This window comes from Acetivibrio saccincola (assembly GCF_002844395.1).
Taxonomy (GTDB): domain Bacteria; phylum Bacillota; class Clostridia; order Acetivibrionales; family Acetivibrionaceae; genus Herbivorax; species Herbivorax saccincola.
This window is the reverse complement of sequence record NZ_CP025197.1, coordinates 3098102-3116120: the sequence shown is the minus strand read 5'-3', so window position 1 is coordinate 3116120 and position 18019 is coordinate 3098102. Positions and strand designations below refer to the sequence as shown.

14 protein-coding genes are annotated in these 18019 nt (G+C 34.7%); 10 read left to right on the top strand and 4 right to left on the bottom strand.

Annotation, left to right across the window (positions count from 1 at the left end):
• Positions 1 to 68: 68 nt before the first annotated feature.
• Together adhE and HVS_RS13900 are read left to right on the top strand one after the other, a co-directional pair.
• The gene (gene adhE, locus HVS_RS13905; RefSeq protein ID WP_101303293.1) at positions 69 to 2666 is read left to right on the top strand and encodes a bifunctional acetaldehyde-CoA/alcohol dehydrogenase; all 2598 of its coding nucleotides are present in this window, start codon (positions 69 to 71) and stop codon (positions 2664 to 2666) included.
• A 282-nt stretch (positions 2667 to 2948) separates the two neighbouring features.
• Entirely contained in the window at positions 2949 to 5123 is a 2175-nt protein-coding gene (locus HVS_RS13900; RefSeq protein WP_101303291.1) for a methyl-accepting chemotaxis protein, read from the top strand.
• Positions 5124 to 5319: 196 nt separating this feature from the next.
• On the opposite strand, the gene HVS_RS13895 is transcribed toward HVS_RS13900, so the two are convergent.
• A complete protein-coding gene (locus HVS_RS13895; protein ID WP_101303289.1) occupies positions 5320 to 6339 on the bottom strand; it encodes an ABC transporter substrate-binding protein in 1020 nt (339 codons plus the stop codon).
• Positions 6340 to 6564: 225 nt separating this feature from the next.
• Here HVS_RS13895 and HVS_RS13890 point away from each other — a divergent pair, with 225 nt between their 5' ends.
• Positions 6565 to 7767 (top strand): mechanosensitive ion channel, encoded by a 1203-nt coding sequence (locus HVS_RS13890; RefSeq protein WP_101303287.1) that lies wholly within the window; start codon positions 6565 to 6567, stop codon positions 7765 to 7767.
• Positions 7768 to 7887: 120 nt separating this feature from the next.
• On the opposite strand, the gene HVS_RS13885 is transcribed toward HVS_RS13890, so the two are convergent.
• Positions 7888 to 8523, bottom strand: a complete 636-nt coding sequence (locus HVS_RS13885; RefSeq protein ID WP_101303285.1) for a hypothetical protein — start codon at positions 8521 to 8523, stop codon at positions 7888 to 7890.
• Positions 8524 to 8832: 309 nt separating this feature from the next.
• Here HVS_RS13885 and HVS_RS13880 point away from each other — a divergent pair, with 309 nt between their 5' ends.
• From HVS_RS13880 to HVS_RS13865, 4 genes are all read left to right on the top strand, one after another.
• Entirely contained in the window at positions 8833 to 11181 is a 2349-nt protein-coding gene (locus HVS_RS13880; RefSeq protein WP_101303283.1) for a heavy metal translocating P-type ATPase, read from the top strand.
• Between the two features lie 295 nt (positions 11182 to 11476).
• Complete coding sequence (locus HVS_RS13875; RefSeq protein ID WP_101303281.1) at positions 11477 to 12940, top strand: spore germination protein; 1464 nt, start codon at positions 11477 to 11479, stop codon at positions 12938 to 12940.
• A gap of 57 nt (positions 12941 to 12997) precedes the next feature.
• A complete protein-coding gene (locus HVS_RS13870) occupies positions 12998 to 14215 on the top strand; it encodes a Ger(x)C family spore germination protein (protein ID WP_159063463.1) in 1218 nt (405 codons plus the stop codon).
• Between the two features lie 12 nt (positions 14216 to 14227).
• Complete coding sequence (locus HVS_RS13865) at positions 14228 to 14464, top strand: hypothetical protein (RefSeq protein ID WP_101303277.1); 237 nt, start codon at positions 14228 to 14230, stop codon at positions 14462 to 14464.
• A gap of 54 nt (positions 14465 to 14518) precedes the next feature.
• On the opposite strand, the gene HVS_RS13860 is transcribed toward HVS_RS13865, so the two are convergent.
• Entirely contained in the window at positions 14519 to 15589 is a 1071-nt protein-coding gene (locus tag HVS_RS13860; protein ID WP_101303275.1) for an NAD(P)/FAD-dependent oxidoreductase, read from the bottom strand.
• Between the two features lie 108 nt (positions 15590 to 15697).
• Here HVS_RS13860 and HVS_RS13855 point away from each other — a divergent pair, with 108 nt between their 5' ends.
• From HVS_RS13855 to HVS_RS13845, 3 genes are all read left to right on the top strand, one after another.
• On the top strand, positions 15698 to 15910 hold the full coding sequence (locus tag HVS_RS13855) for a hypothetical protein (RefSeq protein ID WP_101303273.1): 213 nt from the start codon (positions 15698 to 15700) through the stop codon (positions 15908 to 15910).
• A gap of 199 nt (positions 15911 to 16109) precedes the next feature.
• Positions 16110 to 16337, top strand: coding sequence for a hypothetical protein (locus tag HVS_RS13850; RefSeq protein ID WP_101303271.1), 228 nt, complete (start codon positions 16110 to 16112; stop codon positions 16335 to 16337).
• Positions 16338 to 16466: 129 nt separating this feature from the next.
• Entirely contained in the window at positions 16467 to 17546 is a 1080-nt protein-coding gene (locus tag HVS_RS13845; protein ID WP_101303268.1) for an NAD(P)/FAD-dependent oxidoreductase, read from the top strand.
• Position 17547: 1 nt separating this feature from the next.
• On the opposite strand, the gene HVS_RS13840 is transcribed toward HVS_RS13845, so the two are convergent.
• Positions 17548 to 18018 (bottom strand): hypothetical protein, encoded by a 471-nt coding sequence (locus HVS_RS13840; RefSeq protein WP_101303266.1) that lies wholly within the window; start codon positions 18016 to 18018, stop codon positions 17548 to 17550.
• Position 18019 lies beyond the last annotated feature (1 nt).

Below are 18019 nucleotides of genomic sequence, written 5' to 3'. Positions count from 1 at the left end.
TCTATATATTGACAAACATTTAACAATCTTTTTTTATGAGCAGTTTTAAATGGAAGCGAGGGATTAAAATGACAGACAAAAAGAAAAAAACCACAGATGTTAATGAAATGATAGAGAAGCTTGTAAAAAACGGGCAAAAAGCTCTTGAAGAGTTTATGGAAATGGGACAGGAACAAATTGATAAAATTGTACACGCTATGGCTTTGGCTGGGATAAATGACCATATGCGCCTGGCAAAATTAGCCGTTGAAGAGACTGGAAGGGGTGTTTTTGAAGACAAAGTAATAAAAAATATTTTTTCTACAGAATACATCTGGCACAGCATTAAAGATGAAAAGACTGTAGGAGTAATTACAGAAAACGATTTGGAAGGCTATGTAGAGGTGGCAGAGCCGGTGGGAGTAATTGCAGGAATTACCCCTGTAACCAACCCTACTTCAACCACCATGTTTAAATCCCTTATATCTGTTAAGACAAGAAACCCTATTATATTTGCATTTCATCCGTCAGCCCAGAAATGCTCAGCAGAAGCAGCAAAGACACTCAGGGATGCGGCTGTTGCAAAAGGAGCACCGAAGCATTGTATACAGTGGATAGAAGTTCCTTCCATTGAAGCCACCAATGCACTTATGAAGCATCCAGGGGTGTCACTGATTCTTGCAACAGGTGGTTCAGGCATGGTTCATTCTGCATATAGCTGTGGAAAGCCTGCCCTGGGCGTAGGACCTGGAAATGTGCCTTGTTATATAAATAAAGATGTTGATGTGGAAAGGGCATGTACAGACCTCATTTTGTCAAAAACATTTGATAATGGGATGATATGTGCTTCTGAACAGGCGGTTATTGTGGATGAGGACATAAGAACTGAATTTGAAAGCATAATGAAAAAATACTCCTGCTACTTTTTAAATGAAGAAGAAACTGAAAAAGTTACAAATTATGTTATAAACAAAGCAAAGATGGCTGTTAATCCGGAAGTTGTAGGTAAAAGTGCAGCGGTAATTGCTAAAAATGCCGGAATAGAAGTTCCGGAGGATACAAAAATTCTTATTGCAAAACTGCCAAAACCTTCAATTGAATATCCTCTTTCAATTGAAAAACTGTCTCCGGTTCTTGCATATTTTGTAGTTAAGGATGCAAAGCAGGGATTTGAGTATGCAAGGGAAATGTTAAAACTTGGAGGACTAGGGCATTCAGCAGTTATTCATTCAAATAATGAACAGCTTTGCAAGGAATTCGGGGAGATAATGAAGGTGGGACGTGTAATAGTAAATTCTCCTTCCTCTCAAGGTGCAATTGGTGATATATATAACACCAACACACCATCATTGACCCTTGGATGTGGATCTTACGGAAGAAACTCCACTACATCAAATGTGTCCACAGTTAACCTGATTAACAAAAAGAGGATTGCAAAGAGGAGGGTGAATATGCAGTGGTTTAAAATTCCACCTAAAATATACTTTGAACATGGTTCGGTGCAGTATTTACAGCATATGCCTGATATAAGCCGTGCATTTATTGTTACCGACCCTGTTATGGTCAAATTAGGATATGTATCAAAAGTTTTGTACTATCTCAGAAAGCGTAAAATATACTGCCATAGTGAAATTTTTGCAGATGTTGAACCGGATCCTTCCATTGAAACCATTATGCGTGGTGTGGATCTGATGAAGAAATTTGAACCGGACGTTATTATTGCATTGGGCGGAGGATCTGCAATTGATGCAGCTAAATGTATGTGGCTGTTTTATGAAAATCCGGATACATCTTTTGACGGGCTTAAATTAAAATTCCTTGATATAAGAAAACGTGCATTCCAATATCCAAACTTAGGGGAAAAGACAAAACTTGTAGCGATACCTACTACTTCAGGTACCGGTTCTGAGGTAACATCATTTTCAGTGGTTACCGACAAGGAAAAGGGAAATATTAAATACCCGTTGGCAGACTACGAACTTACTCCGGATGTTGCCATAATAGACCCGCAGTTTGTAATGACAATGCCAAAAAACATAACTGCAGATACAGGTATGGACGTACTAACCCATGCAATTGAAGCATATGTTTCAATACTTGCCTCAGATTATACAAATGCATTGGCTATGAAGGCAATTGAACTTGTATTTAAATATTTGCCCCGCTCCTATAATGACCCTTCAGACAGGGTTGCCAGGGAGAAAATGCATAATGCTTCCTGTATAGCAGGTATGGCTTTTACAAATGCTTTTCTTGGCATAAATCACTCATTGGCTCACAAGCTGGGAGGAGAGTTTAACATTCCTCACGGAAGGGCAAATGCAGTACTTTTACCCCATGTAATCAGGTACAATGCCCAAAAGCCTACTAAGTTTGCAATATTCCCTAAGTATGAAAAATACGTAGCGGATTACCGTTATGCCCAGATTTCCCGCTTCTTGAATTTTGGCGGGGAAACCCAGGAAGAGCAAATAGAAAACTTAATTAAAGCAATAAAGGAACTTATGAGAAAGCTTAATATGCCTATGACCATTGCAGAATGCGGGGTAAATGAAGCTGAGTTCTTATCAAAACTCCAGGATTTGGCAGAAAGGGCTTTTGAAGACCAGTGTACAACTACAAACCCAAGATATCCTCTTGTAGAGGAGTTAGTAGAAATATACAAAAAAGCATATTATGGGGAATAATTAAATTCTATACATTCTACCGAAATCCGGCTCCGTCTTTTAATAAAGGCGGGGCTGTTTTTTTATGTTTATTAAAAAAATTTATATAAATTACATAATTTTAGAGGATTTTTTACTATTGATGTAGAATTATTTTTTTAATACATTATCTGATAATATTTAATATAATGTCATCATTACTTTTTCTATCAACACAATGCTTTTTAAATCATTAACACCATAATGCTTACAAGCCCAATGAATGAGCACTTCTGTATACAATAAAGGAGGAAATATGCAGACATGAAAAAAATAACCCCTAAATTGCCGGAACTTTTCAAACAAATTAAGAAAAAAGCAGAGGCTACAGTAAAGAGGACAGTAAAAAGAATAGCAAAGAAAGCAGCTAAGACAACAGCAAAGACAACAGCAAAGACAACAGCAAAGACAAAAGACTTAAAAAGCCTGTCTACAACACTCTCAATTGCTTTTATAACGGTAAGTGGTATTATTCTTCTGGGTAATACAGCAATTAACACTTATATTAACTATAGCGGCAATTGCAAGCTTGTAGAAAATCAGCAGCATATCATTGCAGATGAAGCTGTAAAGCAAGTAAAAAACTACATTCATAAAAAAATGGACATGATGTCATCAATGGTGCTTGTTAGTGATTTGACAGAAGTAGAGACAGAAGAACAAAAGCGGATAATGAGCAGGCTCCTCAATGTGGATAGTTCCTTTAGACAGTTAGCACTTCTAAACAGCAGCGGAGAAGAACTGAGCAGGATTTCCCGCCTGGCTTCATCTCTAGATGGCCAGCTTACAGAAGAAAATATAAAAGATTTGTTTTCTAACATGGGCTATAAAGATTTTTATATAAGCTCTGTATTTATAGATGAAATGTCTTTTGAGCCCATTATTCTTTTGGCAACGCCTATAAAAGATGTCTTTGGGGATTTAAAGGGTGCATTGATTGCAGAAATAAATTTAAAGTTTATGTGGGATGTAGTATCTTCAATGGAAATAGGCAAAGAAGGGACAGCATATGTGGTGGACAGAAAGGGCAATCTTATTGCTTTTCACGATATTAGCCGGGTAATAAGAGGAGAAAACCTTTTAAATATAAATTTAATTTCAAAGTTTGCAAATGGTGAAAATGCTGAAAACGATGGTGAAAACAATGTAATAAACAGCGAAAGATCAAAGGGTATCTTAGGTAAAAAATCGGTAATTACATATGTACCTTTAGGAGAGCCGGACTGGGCAATTGTGGTTGAAATACCTGTTTCAGAAGCAGATGCAACTATAATAAGAAGCATTTGGATATCAATATTTATAATATTTTTTGGGTTTGTATTTGCGGTATTTACAGGAATTTTTATATCAAAGCGGATTACCAGACCGGTTATAAAGCTTAGAAACGCAACAAGGATAATTAGTGAAGGTGACTTGGATGCACAAATTGATGTAGATTGTAATAATGAAATAGGGGAACTGGCTTTAAACTTTAATTACATGGTTTCAAACATCAATAATATTATAATAGAAATAAAAGATGCTTTAAAAATAATAATGGACAAAAGTTTAGAATTAAAAAAGAGTTCAAATGAGTCAGCAGAAGCTGCAAAGTCAGTTACAATTGCCATGGAACAGATTAGTGCAGGTACAGAAGAACAAGCTCACGAGGCAGAGAAGACGTCAGAACAAATATACAATCTTGGAAGCCAGATAGACTATGCTGTATCTAAGGCAATGGAAGTAGAAGAAATTACAGAGTCTACAAAAAAGCTAAGTATTAAATCTAAAGATACAATTAAATTGTTAACTGAAAAGTCCAAAGAAACAGACAGAATAACAAAAGAATTTACAGAAGACACGAGAAAACTTAATGAAAGTATGGAAAAGATACAAAAAATTACAGATGCTATAAGTGCAATCACTAAAAAAACCAGTTTGTTATCATTAAATGCAACCATTGAAGCAGCTAAAGCAGGTGATGCAGGTCAGGGGTTTTCTGTAATAGCAAAAGAAATAAACAGTCTTTCAACTCAATCTAAAGAGTCAGCAAAAATGATAAAACCTCTTTTAAAAGAAATAAAACTTCAAACAGAAGCCTCCATAAATACCTCCAAAAGGGTTCATAAAATTATGGAAGAGCAAATGCAGGCAGTGGTTTCAACACAATATGCATTTGATGAAATAATTACTTCTATGGACAATGTGATAGAAAAAATTATAGAATTAAATAATGTAATAGGCAAAATAGAGGATGTTAAAACAAGTACAATTAACTCAGTGGTAGCCATTAGAAGTATTCTAGAAGAAACTGCTGCATCCACTGAGAAAGTTACCGCTGCTTCTGAAAATCAAAGTTTAATTGCAGAGCAGGTAAATAAATTTGCCCAAAGCCTGTATCATATGGGAGAAAGGCTTGTAGCAACTACCAACATATTTAAGACAAAAAAGAGTAATTAAGTTAAGTAAATTAAGAAGTGAAAAATTAGTATAAAAAATTGAGAAAATATAAAAAACACCGTAAAACTATAAAGAAAGTAAAGTATAAAAAGTATAAAAAAGAGAGCTGGTTATAAAACAAGTTACCAGCTCTTTTAAATTATATGGAGGTTTTTTAAGGTACAATTTACCCTGAAATGTCACCTGTAAATTAAATTTATCTTATAATTTCATCAGCTTGGTTTAACACCGATTCAGGTATGTCAAATCCCTGTTTTTTAAGTTCCCTGTAGTTAATCTGAATAAAGTCCTCATCTGTTACAACAGGTATTTTGGATACATCTTCGCCTTTTAAAATTTTATCTGCCAATCCTGCAGCTAATTGACCTGTAACATATTCATTGATATTAATACCAAAAAGTGATGAATATCCGTCATATTGCATAAGAGCGCCGCCCATAGGAATATTATGTTTATTTGCAAATTTAATCATGGTAAGGAAAGTGACAGGTTCTACCGCAAAGGCTTCAGCTATTGATACTATTGCATCAAATCCAATTTCCTCCTGGCTGTCGTATTCATTAAATATTGCTTCCAGTTCTTCGGGGGTTTTTGCACCTGCATATATCAGTTCCACACCAAGTCTTTCTGCAGCTTCAGGAAGTACTTCCAATTGGGGACCGCAAACAGGAAGTTCTGAGCTGTACGGCAATAATATCCGTTTTGCATCAGGTACAATTTCAAGCATAAATTCCAGACGTTTAATTGCCAGGTCAGGACCGGGATAGCGTACACCGGTTATATTGCCTCCAGGTTCACGAACACTTTTTACAAGGTCAGTACCTTCAATATTTGTTACACCAAATACAACAGGTATATCAGTACCTTCAGTGGCTTCTTTTAATGCTAGGGCAGCTTCTGTCGGATAACAAAAAACCAAATCAACCCCGTCTTCTACAAACTTTTTTGAAAAAATTTTATACTCTTCTAAATCAGATTCTGTACTAAGAATAGTGTAGCGAATGTTTTCTCCCTCGATATATCCGCGCTTTGTCATTTCTTCCTTAAAACCGTCTATTGCTGCAGCAAGATAGCTAATTCCTGACAAAATGCCAACATGATATTCTTTAACTTTTGCTTTCCCGCTGCCGCATCCTGTGAACGATAAAAGAACTATGAGAGCCATAAATAGTGCTAAGAATTGTTTTGTGAGTTTGGAAAATTTTTTAAAACACATAGGATAACCATCCTTTCACTGATTTTAATATTGTTGAATTGTTTTTTTAAAATGCCAAAGTCAGGTAGTTTATATTTTATATATCGGAAATGAAAAAATAAAAATTATACAAATCATAAGAATATTTTTTATACCTTTTTTTTTATTGAAAACTATTATATAATATTGATTAGATTACATAATTTTGTGGCAGTATAATAATAAAAAAAGGAGGATGTTTTAAAGATGAGGCAATTGCAAGATTTGTTAAACTACTTCGAAGATCTGCTTCCTTCTCTGGTGACAGCAATTATTTTACTGGTGGTAGCTTACTTAGCAGCATTGATTGCAAAGGCAATAGTGGTAAAAGGTTTAAAACTGCTTAAATTGGAAAAGTACACTGACAAATTAGGTGTAGTGGACGAAGTAACAGGAAGTTCTCTAGAATTTATAGGAAAGTTAGTATTTTTGATTGTCTTTTTAATGTTCCTGCCTGCAGTTTTAGACAGACTTGGTATGCAAAACGTTTCAAACACCATTTCGGGATTGGTTTCCCAGTTTATAAATTTCATACCTAATATTATAGCTGCCATACTTATATTAGTGTTTGGAGTGTTTATAGCCAGGATAATCCGTCAGCTTATTACACCTATGTTAAAGAGACTTAATATTGACAAACTCCAGGAAAAAGCAGGTGTTGGAGGAGACGAGAGTGTTACACTTTCTTCAATGATTTCCTATGTTATTTATGTAATAATTTTAATTCCCATAATCATTGCAGCATTGCAAACATTAAATATAACCGCTATATCGCAACCGGCTACAGTGGTGCTGGATCAGATATTTACCATAATTCCTCAGATTATAGTTGCTATCATATTAATTGTAATAGGAACATATGTGGCGAGAATAACAGGAAAACTTCTGACAAATCTCCTTTCCGGTATCGGAGCAGATGCAGTTACTAAAAAAATCATCAGCACAGACAGCTCAAAAATGAAGGATTTTTCCCTTTCTAAAGTAATAGGTGAAGTTGTAAAGTACATTATAATACTGCTGTTTGTTGTACAGGCCCTTAATGTCATTAAACTGGATGTACTCCAGTCAGTGGGAGAAGCAATAATAGCATACCTTCCATTCGTTATCAGTGCTATTATTATAATGGGTGTGGCTCTTTTCTTTGCTACATGGCTTGAAAGTATCATGAGGAAAAAATATCCTAATGCTACTTTGACAACTTTAATTGTGAAGTATGCTATTATCATTATTGCAGTATTTATGACACTTATACAGCTTGACATTGCATCATCCATTGTAAACGCTGCATTTATAATTATACTAGGAGCTATAGCTATAGCCTTTGCCATTGCCTTTGGAATGGGAGGACGTGAATTTGCAGCTAAGACAATGGAAAAATTAAGTCAGCAAAATAATTCTAATGAAAAATAATATTTATTAAGAAAGTATATTTAAGAAAGTAATAGTTTATTGAGAAAGTAAGAGACAGGAAAGAAAAATACGTTTGAAAAGTGGCTGTCTGATTTAAAAATTAGCGGACAGCCACTTTTTCTACTTTTCTGACATGCTTTCACTTAGAATATAATCTAAAACTATATGGGCGTTTTTTACCCTCAATACATCATCTTTATCTTTTTCATTTGGAAGTCTTATGGCAAGGTAAAAATCCTCAGGCAGTCCCATATCCAAAAGAAGCTGCATGTCTTTTACAGGCAAAGCATAAACCTTAGGCTCATTTGTACCTAAAGGGTCAGCTATTACCTCCGGATAATTGCTGATGTCAATATTATATTTTTCAGCATAGCTGTCAAGAGGTTCAAAAAAATAATTGTTAATAAATGTGGTAAGAGTCTGTTTGTCCAGTAAAAGAATATGGCAAATACCTAGTCCAAACTCCAATTCAATACGCTGGCCTATCAGCGGTACAAATAAAACATCTTTTTCTTCCTTCTCGGTTTTCTCCCCGTCCACATCATGAATTATAGATTCAAAAGCGGCTTTTACTTCTTCAACCTTTTTCCCTTCTAAAATGAAATTATGATTTTCTATGACATATCCGATTTCTAAATCAGACAAGCCGCCTTTATCAAATTTCCACCCTAAAAATATAAATACTACTGCGAATATACCGACAATGACTTTTACTTTGTGGTAGTACCAAAAGTTCTCTATTTTTTTCTTAAGCATAATGTTAACTACTTCCTCCTGTTTTAGTATAAAAATTATGTCTATTATTTATTCTACATTAATTTATTTAAAATTCCTATAGGTATTTTTAAATTTTAATCATTGATTTTAAGAAATTATTAATTTTCAACTTGACATGCGGAAATAAAGTGTTATAATTAAATTACACCCCACCCTAGGAGGGGGGGTATAAATACTATATATGTTACAGGGCATTATATATAGGGTATTTTATATAAAAAATATACAAAAATTAAATGAAGGTTAAATAAAAATTAAATAGAGATAAATACAGAAAGGAGTATTAATATGGCTGTGTCTGAAAATATTAAAAAAGCTTCTTTGATAGATAAAGAGAAGAATTTAGAAAAAGTTACATTGAAAGTTAAAGGAATGCACTGTGTTTCTTGTGCCAACAACATAGAAAGAACTTTAAAGAAAACCGGCGGGGTTGAATCAGCAAGTGTAAACTTTGCTGTAGAAAAGGTAACAATTGAGTATGACCCTGAAAAGACAGGGCTTAAAGATATACAGAAAAAAGTTTCTGATATAGGTTTTGAGTTGGTCATAGAAGAAGATAAAGATGTGGAAAGAGATGAAAAAATAGATGAAGATGAAATTGAAGTTAATAAAGCAAAGAAAAAAATGCTTGCATCTCTTGCTATATCAGCTGCCATGATGACAATTATGATGATAAATATGTTTGTTGCACCTGTCCCGGGGTATCTTTTAATTGCGGCACTCCTTGGTTTTCCCGTTGTATTTTTAGCCGGGTGGCATGTTCATGTGGGAAGCTTTAAAGCCCTTAAAAACAAAAGTCCCAATATGGATGTTTTGGTGTCCCTTGGTTCTTTACCCCCTTACTTAATTGGATTACTGGGATTTTTTATTCCTATACAGACTTTTGTTGAGATGGCTACATCTATTATGACTTTTCATTTACTTGGAAAGTACTTAGAAGTGCGTGCAAAGGGAAAAGCCTCACAGGCAATTAAAAAGCTCCTCGAAATGGGGGCAAAAAGTGCAAGGATTATAGTTGACGGAAGGGAAACGGAGGTACCGATAAATGATTTACAGATAGGGGATATTATGTTGGTGCGTCCCGGGGAGAAAATCCCTACAGACGGTGTTGTAGTTGAAGGAAGCAGTCTGGTGGATGAATCCATGGCTACCGGGGAATCCATGCCTGTAAAAAGGGAAAAGGGGGATGAAGTCATTGGTGCAACCATTAATAAGCATGGCCTTTTAAAAGTAAAAGTCACCAAAGTAGGAAAGGACACATTTTTATCACAGGTTATAAAAATGGTTGAAGAATGCCAGGGTTCTAAAGTGCCAATCCAGGAATTTGCCGACAGGGTCACAGGATACTTTGTTCCTGCAATAATAATTATTACAATAGCCACATTTATATCATACAATGTGTTTTCTGAATTTCATTTGGGCATTATAAAGTGGGCTTCTGCTTTTCTTCCATGGGTAAATCCTGATACACCCCCCCTTATACTGGCCTTTATCACAGCAACTGCCGTCCTTGTAATCTCCTGTCCTTGTGCACTTGGGCTGGGGACACCTACAGCTTTAATGGTGGGCAGCGGCATGGGAGCAGAACGGGGAATTCTTATAAGAAATGGTGAAGCCATACAAACCCTAAAGGATGTAAATGCAATTGCCTTTGACAAAACCGGAACCATTACTAAGGGTAAGCCGGAAGTTACTGATGTAATCCCGCTAAACGGTGCAAATGAAAAAGATGTTTTTTACTATGCAGCTACAATAGAAAATGCATCTGAGCATCCTTTAGCCCATGCCATCCTGGAAAAAGCAAATGATGAGAAAATTAATTTAGGGGAAGTTTCGGGATTTAATGCAATTGTTGGCATGGGAGTAGAAGGATATACAGACGGAGAAAGGGTGCTTGTGGGAAATAGAAAATTAATGAGGGAAAACAAAATTTCCTATGAACACCATGAAAAAGAATTGATTAAATTAGAAGAAGAGGCAAAGACCGCTATGCTGATTTCTAAAGGAGACAAACTTATAGGAATTATAGCGGTGGCAGACCCTGTAAAAGAGGATGCTAAAAAGGCAATAGAAGAATTGGAAAGAATGGGAATTAAGACAGCCATGATTACAGGGGATAATAAAAGAACTGCTGATGCTATAGGAAAAAAAGTAGGAATCAGCCATGTTATTTCAGAAGTTTTGCCGGATGGTAAAGTGGAAGAGATAAAAAATTTACAGAGAGAATATGATGTAGTAGCCATGGTGGGGGACGGCATCAATGACGCACCTGCCCTGAAACAGTCCAATGTTGGTATTGCAATAGGCACAGGTACCGATATTGCTATAGAAGCTGCAGACATTACCCTGGTAAGAGGGGATCTAGGCGACGTTATATCTTCCATAAAGCTTTCTAAAGCCACTTTTAGAAAGATTAAAGAAAATTATTTCTGGGCATGGTTTTACAACGCTGTGGCAATACCTGTGGCAGTTTTAGGATTGCTGCACCCCATGATTGGTGCCGGGGCTATGGCTATGAGTTCACTGAATGTGGTTTACAACTCACTAAGGCTTAAAAAAGCAAATATTGAACCAGGCTTTAAAGGAGTTTTTAAGGAAACACCGCAAAAAATTTTAAAAAACCCTGATATTATATAAGAATATTGGTTAAACTACAAATGAAATACCTGATTATATAATACATTGATTGCACAAGGCGGGATTATCATGAGCAAAAAGAAAAAAACAGACGAAAATTTGCCTAAAAACAAAGAATATATTGAAAAATTCTACAAAAAATCCGAAGCTGAAATAAAAAAGCAGCGTGGTGAAGGCAAGGTAAAGTAAAACAGCTTATAAATAATAATGAACGAAATATTGAAATTGAACGTAATATTGAACGCACAATAAATGAAATTGTGCGTTCAATATTTAAAAAGGGGAAGATGATAAAATGTTGTCAGAAAACCTGGAAGAAAATATAAAATTTTTAAAACTTAAGTTTATGGATTGTTTTGATGTGATATTTAGAGAGTTTACACTAGGAAAAAATGAGACTAAGTGTCTTTTGGTATATATCCAGGAAATTGTTAATACAGAGACTATAAATAAAAACTTTTTTCATTCCCTTATGGAGGACTTCAACGTCTATAATGTTAATTTGGATAAAAAAGAGGCTTTGGAAGCAATTAAAAATAAATTTATTGAAATAGGCAACGTAGAAAAAATTACTTTGTTAGAGGAAGCTGTAGAAGATATATTAGACGGGAAATGTGTTTTTTTAATTTCAGGGATTTCTGCCGGGCTTTCTTTAAATACATCAAAATGGCAGCACCGGTCAATTGGAGAACCCATTAGTGAAGCGGTAGTAAGGGGACCATCAGAAAGTTTTACAGAAGCTATATCTATAAACATTTCTCTGATTAGAAAGAGGCTTAAGACACATAATCTTAAGATGGAAAAACTTGAAATAGGGCATCTTAGCAGGACAAGGGTGGTAATGTCATACATAAAGGGGGTTGCCTGTGAAAAAGTAGTAAATGAAGCGAGAAAAAGGCTTGAGAAAATAGATATTGATTCTATTAATGACAGTGGGGAAATTGAACAGTTTATTGAAGACAACCCCTACTCTCCTTTTCCTCAGATTTCTTATACTGAAAGACCGGATATTGTATCCGCATGTCTGTCTGATGGGAAGGTGGCGGTTTTAGTGGACGGTTCACCCTTAGTACTTGTATTCCCTGCAGTTTTTGTGGATTTTTTAAGTTCCCCTGAAGACTATTATGTAAGGTTTTATTTTGGCACTTTCATAAGAATGCTCCGCTATATTGCCTTTGTTATAGCCCTTTTTTTGCCTTCTATATATGTTGCTATGACAACTTACCACCAGGAAATGATCCCAATGTCCCTTCTTACAACACTTATTGCCGTAAGGGCTGCTGTACCTTTTCCTGCTGTGATAGAAGCCCTTTTAATGGAGTTTACTTTTGAAGTACTAAAGAAAGCGGGAATAAGGCTACCAAAGCCTATAGGCGAAGCTGTAAGTATAGTTGGAGCCCTTATATTAGGAGAATTAGCGGTAAGTATAGGAATTGTATCAAATGTAATGGTTATAATTGTTGCCTTTACTGGAATTGCCTCCTTTGTAATTCCAAAATACAACCAATCCATATCCATAAGGCTTTTGAGATTTCCGCTAATGATTTTAGCAGGGTCTACCGGGCTTTTTGGGATAATTACAGGTTTTTTATTTCTTCTTATACATTTGGTGTCTTTAAGATCATTTGGAGTTCCTTATTTTTCTCCGTTTTCTCCCCTTTCCCTGCCTGATTGGAAAGACAGCATGGTAAGATTTCCAATCTGGACTTTAAGAAAAAAGCCTGAATTTATGAAAAAGAGAAGTTCCAAAATTAGATAACGGACAGAAAACAACTATATACGTCAAATAATCAAAAAAATAGCAGATAACCGGCAGGTGGTTGGATATGAGAAAAAAATATTTTATGCTGTTAATAATAATTATACTAATTTAATTATAAATACAGGGTGCTGGGGAAGAACAGAGCTTAGCGATTTAGGCTTGGTAACTGCAACAGGCATCGATTTAGAGCCAGACGGGAACATCAGGATAACAGTTATATCAATTACGCCAACAGGATTTGGGGCAAAGGGGGAACCTGAAAAGTCAAACTCCTGGATTGGTACTGCAACCGGCAAAACCCTTGCAGATGCTAAAAATAATTTAAATGAAACAGCCACAAAAAATCTGGCATGGTTTCATAACAGATTTATAATAATAGGTGAAAACTTTGCAAAGCACGGCATTGGGGATATAATAGACCATTTATCCAGAGGAAGGCAATTCAGATATGAAAATAAAGTGCTTATAACACCCACCACTGCTTATGATATGCTTACAATTCCAGCCGATGTGGAAAAAAACCTGGTTCTTGAAATAGAAGGGATTGTTAACAGCATGAAAGAAGAATGGTCTAAAGTTTATGTAGAAAATTTTAAAAATATTTTGGTAAATTATTGTGAAAAAAAGAGTGGATTTATTACAGGGAGGATTCACTATTTTAAAAATGAAAACACCACTATATCCACCAGTAGAGGGGATTTTAATGAGGCAGGATCCGGAGAAAGGCAGCAGTACGTAGCTGCTATCAAAGGAAGCGGTGTTTTTATGGATGAAAAACTTATTGGATGGATAGACGGTGATGAAACTCAGGCATATATGCTTATAAAGGGTAAAGCCCGGAACGGGGTTATCACTTCCAGGTATAATGATGGAAAAGATAGTTTGTCCTATGTATTTAAAAGAAGCAAAAGCAAGATGAAAGCTGAATTTGATGGGAATAAGATATCATTTAATATTGATATTAAAATGACGGGAAGGATAGAAGTCCTGTACACAGAACAAAATATACTAAAAGAGGAAGAAATAAATAAGATGGAAGAGGCTGTTTCTGAAACTGTAAAACACAATCTTGAAAAACTTATAAAAAAAGCTCAGGAAGAGTTTGAGGTGGATTTTTTAGGTTTTGGAGAATATATATTCAGGAGGCATCCAAAGCGTTGGAAAGAAATAGGTGACAGGTGGGATGAAATATTTCCATATATTGAAGTAAAATACAATGCACAGGCAAAAATAGATAATTCAGGGATAATTTCTAAACTAGTTATTAATTAGGAGGAAGGACTGATGGTGTTTATTGTAATTCTAATACATGTATTAATTTCTGTATTTTTACTGTGGAAAGATGTGAATAAAAAAGATAAAAAGCTTATACTGGTATCCCAGTTTATAATAATTATATCTCTCTTTTATGCATTAAACTATGTATTAGAATGGGATTTAATAAATCCAAAAAAAATTCTAACTTTCATATATGAGCCTTTAGCCAAACTTGTTTTTAACGTTGAATACTCATACAGGTAAAAAATACTTATAAAAAAAGGTACTTATGAAAAAAACCTTTCTTAAGGGGAGGATTTAACGGTTCTTTATGCTATTGTACATTCTGGCTATAAAACTAAAATTTTTTCCCTTTATAAGGGGATTGTTGTATATAAGCTGTTTTACAACAGGCAGCCCCAAAAAAGTAATAAGCCTGTTAAGGTCTTTATTATCAAAGCTGTTTAATGCCTTGCGGAATTCATGGAGTTTGGTTACATGTTTTTTCATAGGCTTTATAAGCTCATTGTAGTCAAGTCCTTTTACAATTGACTTAGCTGCCAAAATCCCGCTTTCAATGGCATTGACAGCGCCAAAACCCAAAAAGTCATCAATAAGCCCTGCACAGTTTCCTACAAGGTATATATTGCCTGCTTTAGCAGAGGAGGTGGTACCTATGCTGTACTCAATGTCTTTGGTTTCAATTATATCATATGATAAATTTTCTTCATTGAAAAATTTGTCCCAATAATAATCCATCTCATAGGGAGTTATATTGTCCACTGTCAAAAGCAGTCTTGCTTCCTTTGTGCTGTATGGTGAAATATATCCGTAGCAGGATTTGGAATAATCAGTATTTACCCACATTTTTACACAATCAGTTTTAAAATCCCCCAATACCACAGCAGCCCTTAAACATACATTAAATGTCGGAGTCCATACCCCCAGGGTTTTTGGTATAGCTTCATTCCCGGTGGCAGCTATTATATAATCAAAATGATTTTTTACATCATTTATATCTACAAAATTATCAAACAGTATATTTGCATTTAAACCTCGTGCAATCTGGTTTTCTAGAGAATTTTCCTCCTCCCCCCGCATGTATATATATCCTAATTTTCCCCTTACAACTGTCTGTCTTTGCGGGGCAATCATTGTAATTTCCCTTAAAGGTGAAAAGGGCTTTAATTTTAAATTATACCTTTGATTCAAATATTTTACAGATGTTCTGTAACTTCTGTCTAAAATCCTTAAAGTTGTTGTGGAAAGCAAATAGTCTTTACCTATACATGATTTTTTTTCAAATATAGTCGGATAAATCCCGTTTTTAATAAGCTCTCTAGCACAAGCCAGACCTGCCAGACCAGCCCCTATTATAGCAATTTTCACGTTGATTCCCCTTTTCCTTCAGAATTTAATATTTGTAAGAATAATATTTGCAATTTGAACAGAAAATATTTTATGTAGTTTAAATTTTTCGGTGTTGGGAGGTAGTACATGGATAAGCTATCGCAGGAGTACATGCTTAATATTATGTTTAATGAATCCATAGACAGGGAGCAACTTCTTCTTAAAAAATATGATGATATATTTGACAAAATAAAGGATAAAGAGATAAAGAATATGCTTAAGGAGTTTAGTAAAAACTCCAGGGAACATATAGATATTTTAAAAGATAAAATGATTGCCCTTAATATAAAAAAGACTTAAAGAAAAAACATAAAGTAAAAACTTAAAGGAAATTTTAGGCAAACACAGATAAAAGTACTTTTCACACGCAAAAGTAACATAAAAATTTGCATAAAAATGCTTGTAAAAAAATATAGCAGAATTATTAATAAATATAACAAATGAATATAGCAGAATTTTAATAACAGAAATATACAAATACTATAGTAGGTGGTTTAAATTGGAAGTAGTAGATATTTTAAAGGATATTTTGCAAAGCAGGATTTCCAATCAGATTTTCTATAACAGCAATTTAATAACGATAAGAAACCCTGAAGTAAGGCAGATATTAACACAGCTTAGGGACAACGAAATGAGAGCAATTGTAAAGCTACAGCAAAAAATAGACCGGCTTCAGGATTCATCAGGAATTATATCCAAAATATTTCCGGCAAAATCCAGGCGTTAATTTCATGCTTTAAGCAGGGAAGGGGGAAGTTTTAAAAATGAATTTAATTGTATATACTATTTTATCACTGTTAGATGGTGTACTTGTATTTCTTTGGATAAAAGTATTAAAAAAATACGGAGGCTAAAAATGAAGGTTGCTATAATAGGGGGGGGACTATCAGGTCTTTCCTGCGCCCACCAGCTTGAAAAACACGGTATACAGCCGGTTATTTTTGAGAGGAACAGCTTTATAGGGGATCAATATGGGCATATCAGTGCCCTTTTAGGAATCCAGCATCGTCCCATAAAAGATGCAATAGAATATTTTAAAAAAAATTTTGATATAAATATTACCCCTGTAAATACAATAAATAATCTTACTCACTATTCTCCAAACAAAAAAAAAGTACTGAAAGGCAATTTCGGATATTTTCTAAAAAGGGGCAGGGAAAAAGATTCGCTTTTTTCCCAGATTTATTCCCAATTAAAAAATCCTGTGGTAAAATTTAACACATTAGCGGATTATGAACCCCTTTCAAAGGAGTTTAACTTTGTTGTTGTGGCAAATGGTACTGCAGCTTTAACAAAAGAACTTGGGTGCTGGCATGAAACCATACAAACCTATATAAAAGGGGCTACTGTATTGGGAAATTTTGATACAAATACATTGATAATGTGGATAAATAAAAAATACTGCAAAAACGGATACGCATACCTTACTCCTTACAATGAAAAGAAAGCATCCCTTATACTGGTTGTAAACGATGTAAATTCCAATGAAATAGACCACTTTTGGGAGCTTTTCTGGTATTATGAAAACTTAAACTACACCATAGTGGAGGAATTTAAACAAAAGCATGAAACAGGATATGCATATCCCCTTAAAGTGGGCAATATATACTTGACAGGCAATGCCGGGGGTTCAATAGACCCTTTTTTTGGATTTGGTCAGTTAAGTTCCATCACAATGGGGGTTATGGCTGCAAGATCTATGGTATTTGGGAAGGATTATGAGAAGCTGATAGAGAAAGTTGTTTTAAGACATAACAGATGGATCCGTGAAATGAGAAAAGCATACAACAAAGCGGATAACAAAATGTATGATATGATTGTGACAGGAATAGGGCTTCCCGGCATAAAGCATCTTTTATACCATACAAATTTTAATGTAATAAGGTTTGGTTACTACTATCTGAGACTAATGTCAATATTAAGAAAGGGAAGGTAGTCTAATATGATTCCTGAAAATACTTTTTTCTTTCCATAAACTTATACAAAGTGTAAACCCATAAATAAGTACCTATATAAGTGATTAAAGACCAAGGCATAGGTTTCCAACCTGTAAAAACAATTGTTTTAGTCAAAAGGCTTACATATTCAAAAATAATCATTGTTGCCATCCAAAAAACTGTATAAACAAAGGCTTTTTTTATTTCCTTAGGTAGGAAAAGTACATATATGACATTTAATGCAGGGTACAGGAGTATACCTGATAAAACAATATATATAATGGAGTCTTTTTCATTAATATAATAATATAGTCCGTAATATTCACCTAAAATTGTTTCATAAACCAATGAACAGGCTGTTGTGGTAATAGCTATTACAAAGCATCTAAAGTCAAGAGGTTTGTAAATGGAAACTATTCCAAGCACAATAAGTATTGCTGCTATTGATAAATAGAAAAATACAAATTGCATT

Coding starts and splice junctions, on each gene's coding strand:
- HVS_RS13880 (WP_101303283.1), top strand. CDS start 8,833: ATGGCTGTGTCTGAAAATATTAAAAAAGCTTCTTTGATAGATAAAGAG.
- HVS_RS13885 (WP_101303285.1), bottom strand. CDS start 8,523: ATGCTTAAGAAAAAAATAGAGAACTTTTGGTACTACCACAAAGTAAAA.
- HVS_RS13840 (WP_101303266.1), bottom strand. CDS start 18,018: ATGCAATTTGTATTTTTCTATTTATCAATAGCAGCAATACTTATTGTG.
- HVS_RS13855 (WP_101303273.1), top strand. CDS start 15,698: ATGGATAAGCTATCGCAGGAGTACATGCTTAATATTATGTTTAATGAA.
- HVS_RS13865 (WP_101303277.1), top strand. CDS start 14,228: ATGGTGTTTATTGTAATTCTAATACATGTATTAATTTCTGTATTTTTA.
- HVS_RS13890 (WP_101303287.1), top strand. CDS start 6,565: ATGAGGCAATTGCAAGATTTGTTAAACTACTTCGAAGATCTGCTTCCT.
- HVS_RS13875 (WP_101303281.1), top strand. CDS start 11,477: ATGTTGTCAGAAAACCTGGAAGAAAATATAAAATTTTTAAAACTTAAG.
- HVS_RS13895 (WP_101303289.1), bottom strand. CDS start 6,339: ATGTGTTTTAAAAAATTTTCCAAACTCACAAAACAATTCTTAGCACTA.
- HVS_RS13845 (WP_101303268.1), top strand. CDS start 16,467: ATGAAGGTTGCTATAATAGGGGGGGGACTATCAGGTCTTTCCTGCGCC.
- adhE (WP_101303293.1), top strand. CDS start 69: ATGACAGACAAAAAGAAAAAAACCACAGATGTTAATGAAATGATAGAG.
- HVS_RS13900 (WP_101303291.1), top strand. CDS start 2,949: ATGAAAAAAATAACCCCTAAATTGCCGGAACTTTTCAAACAAATTAAG.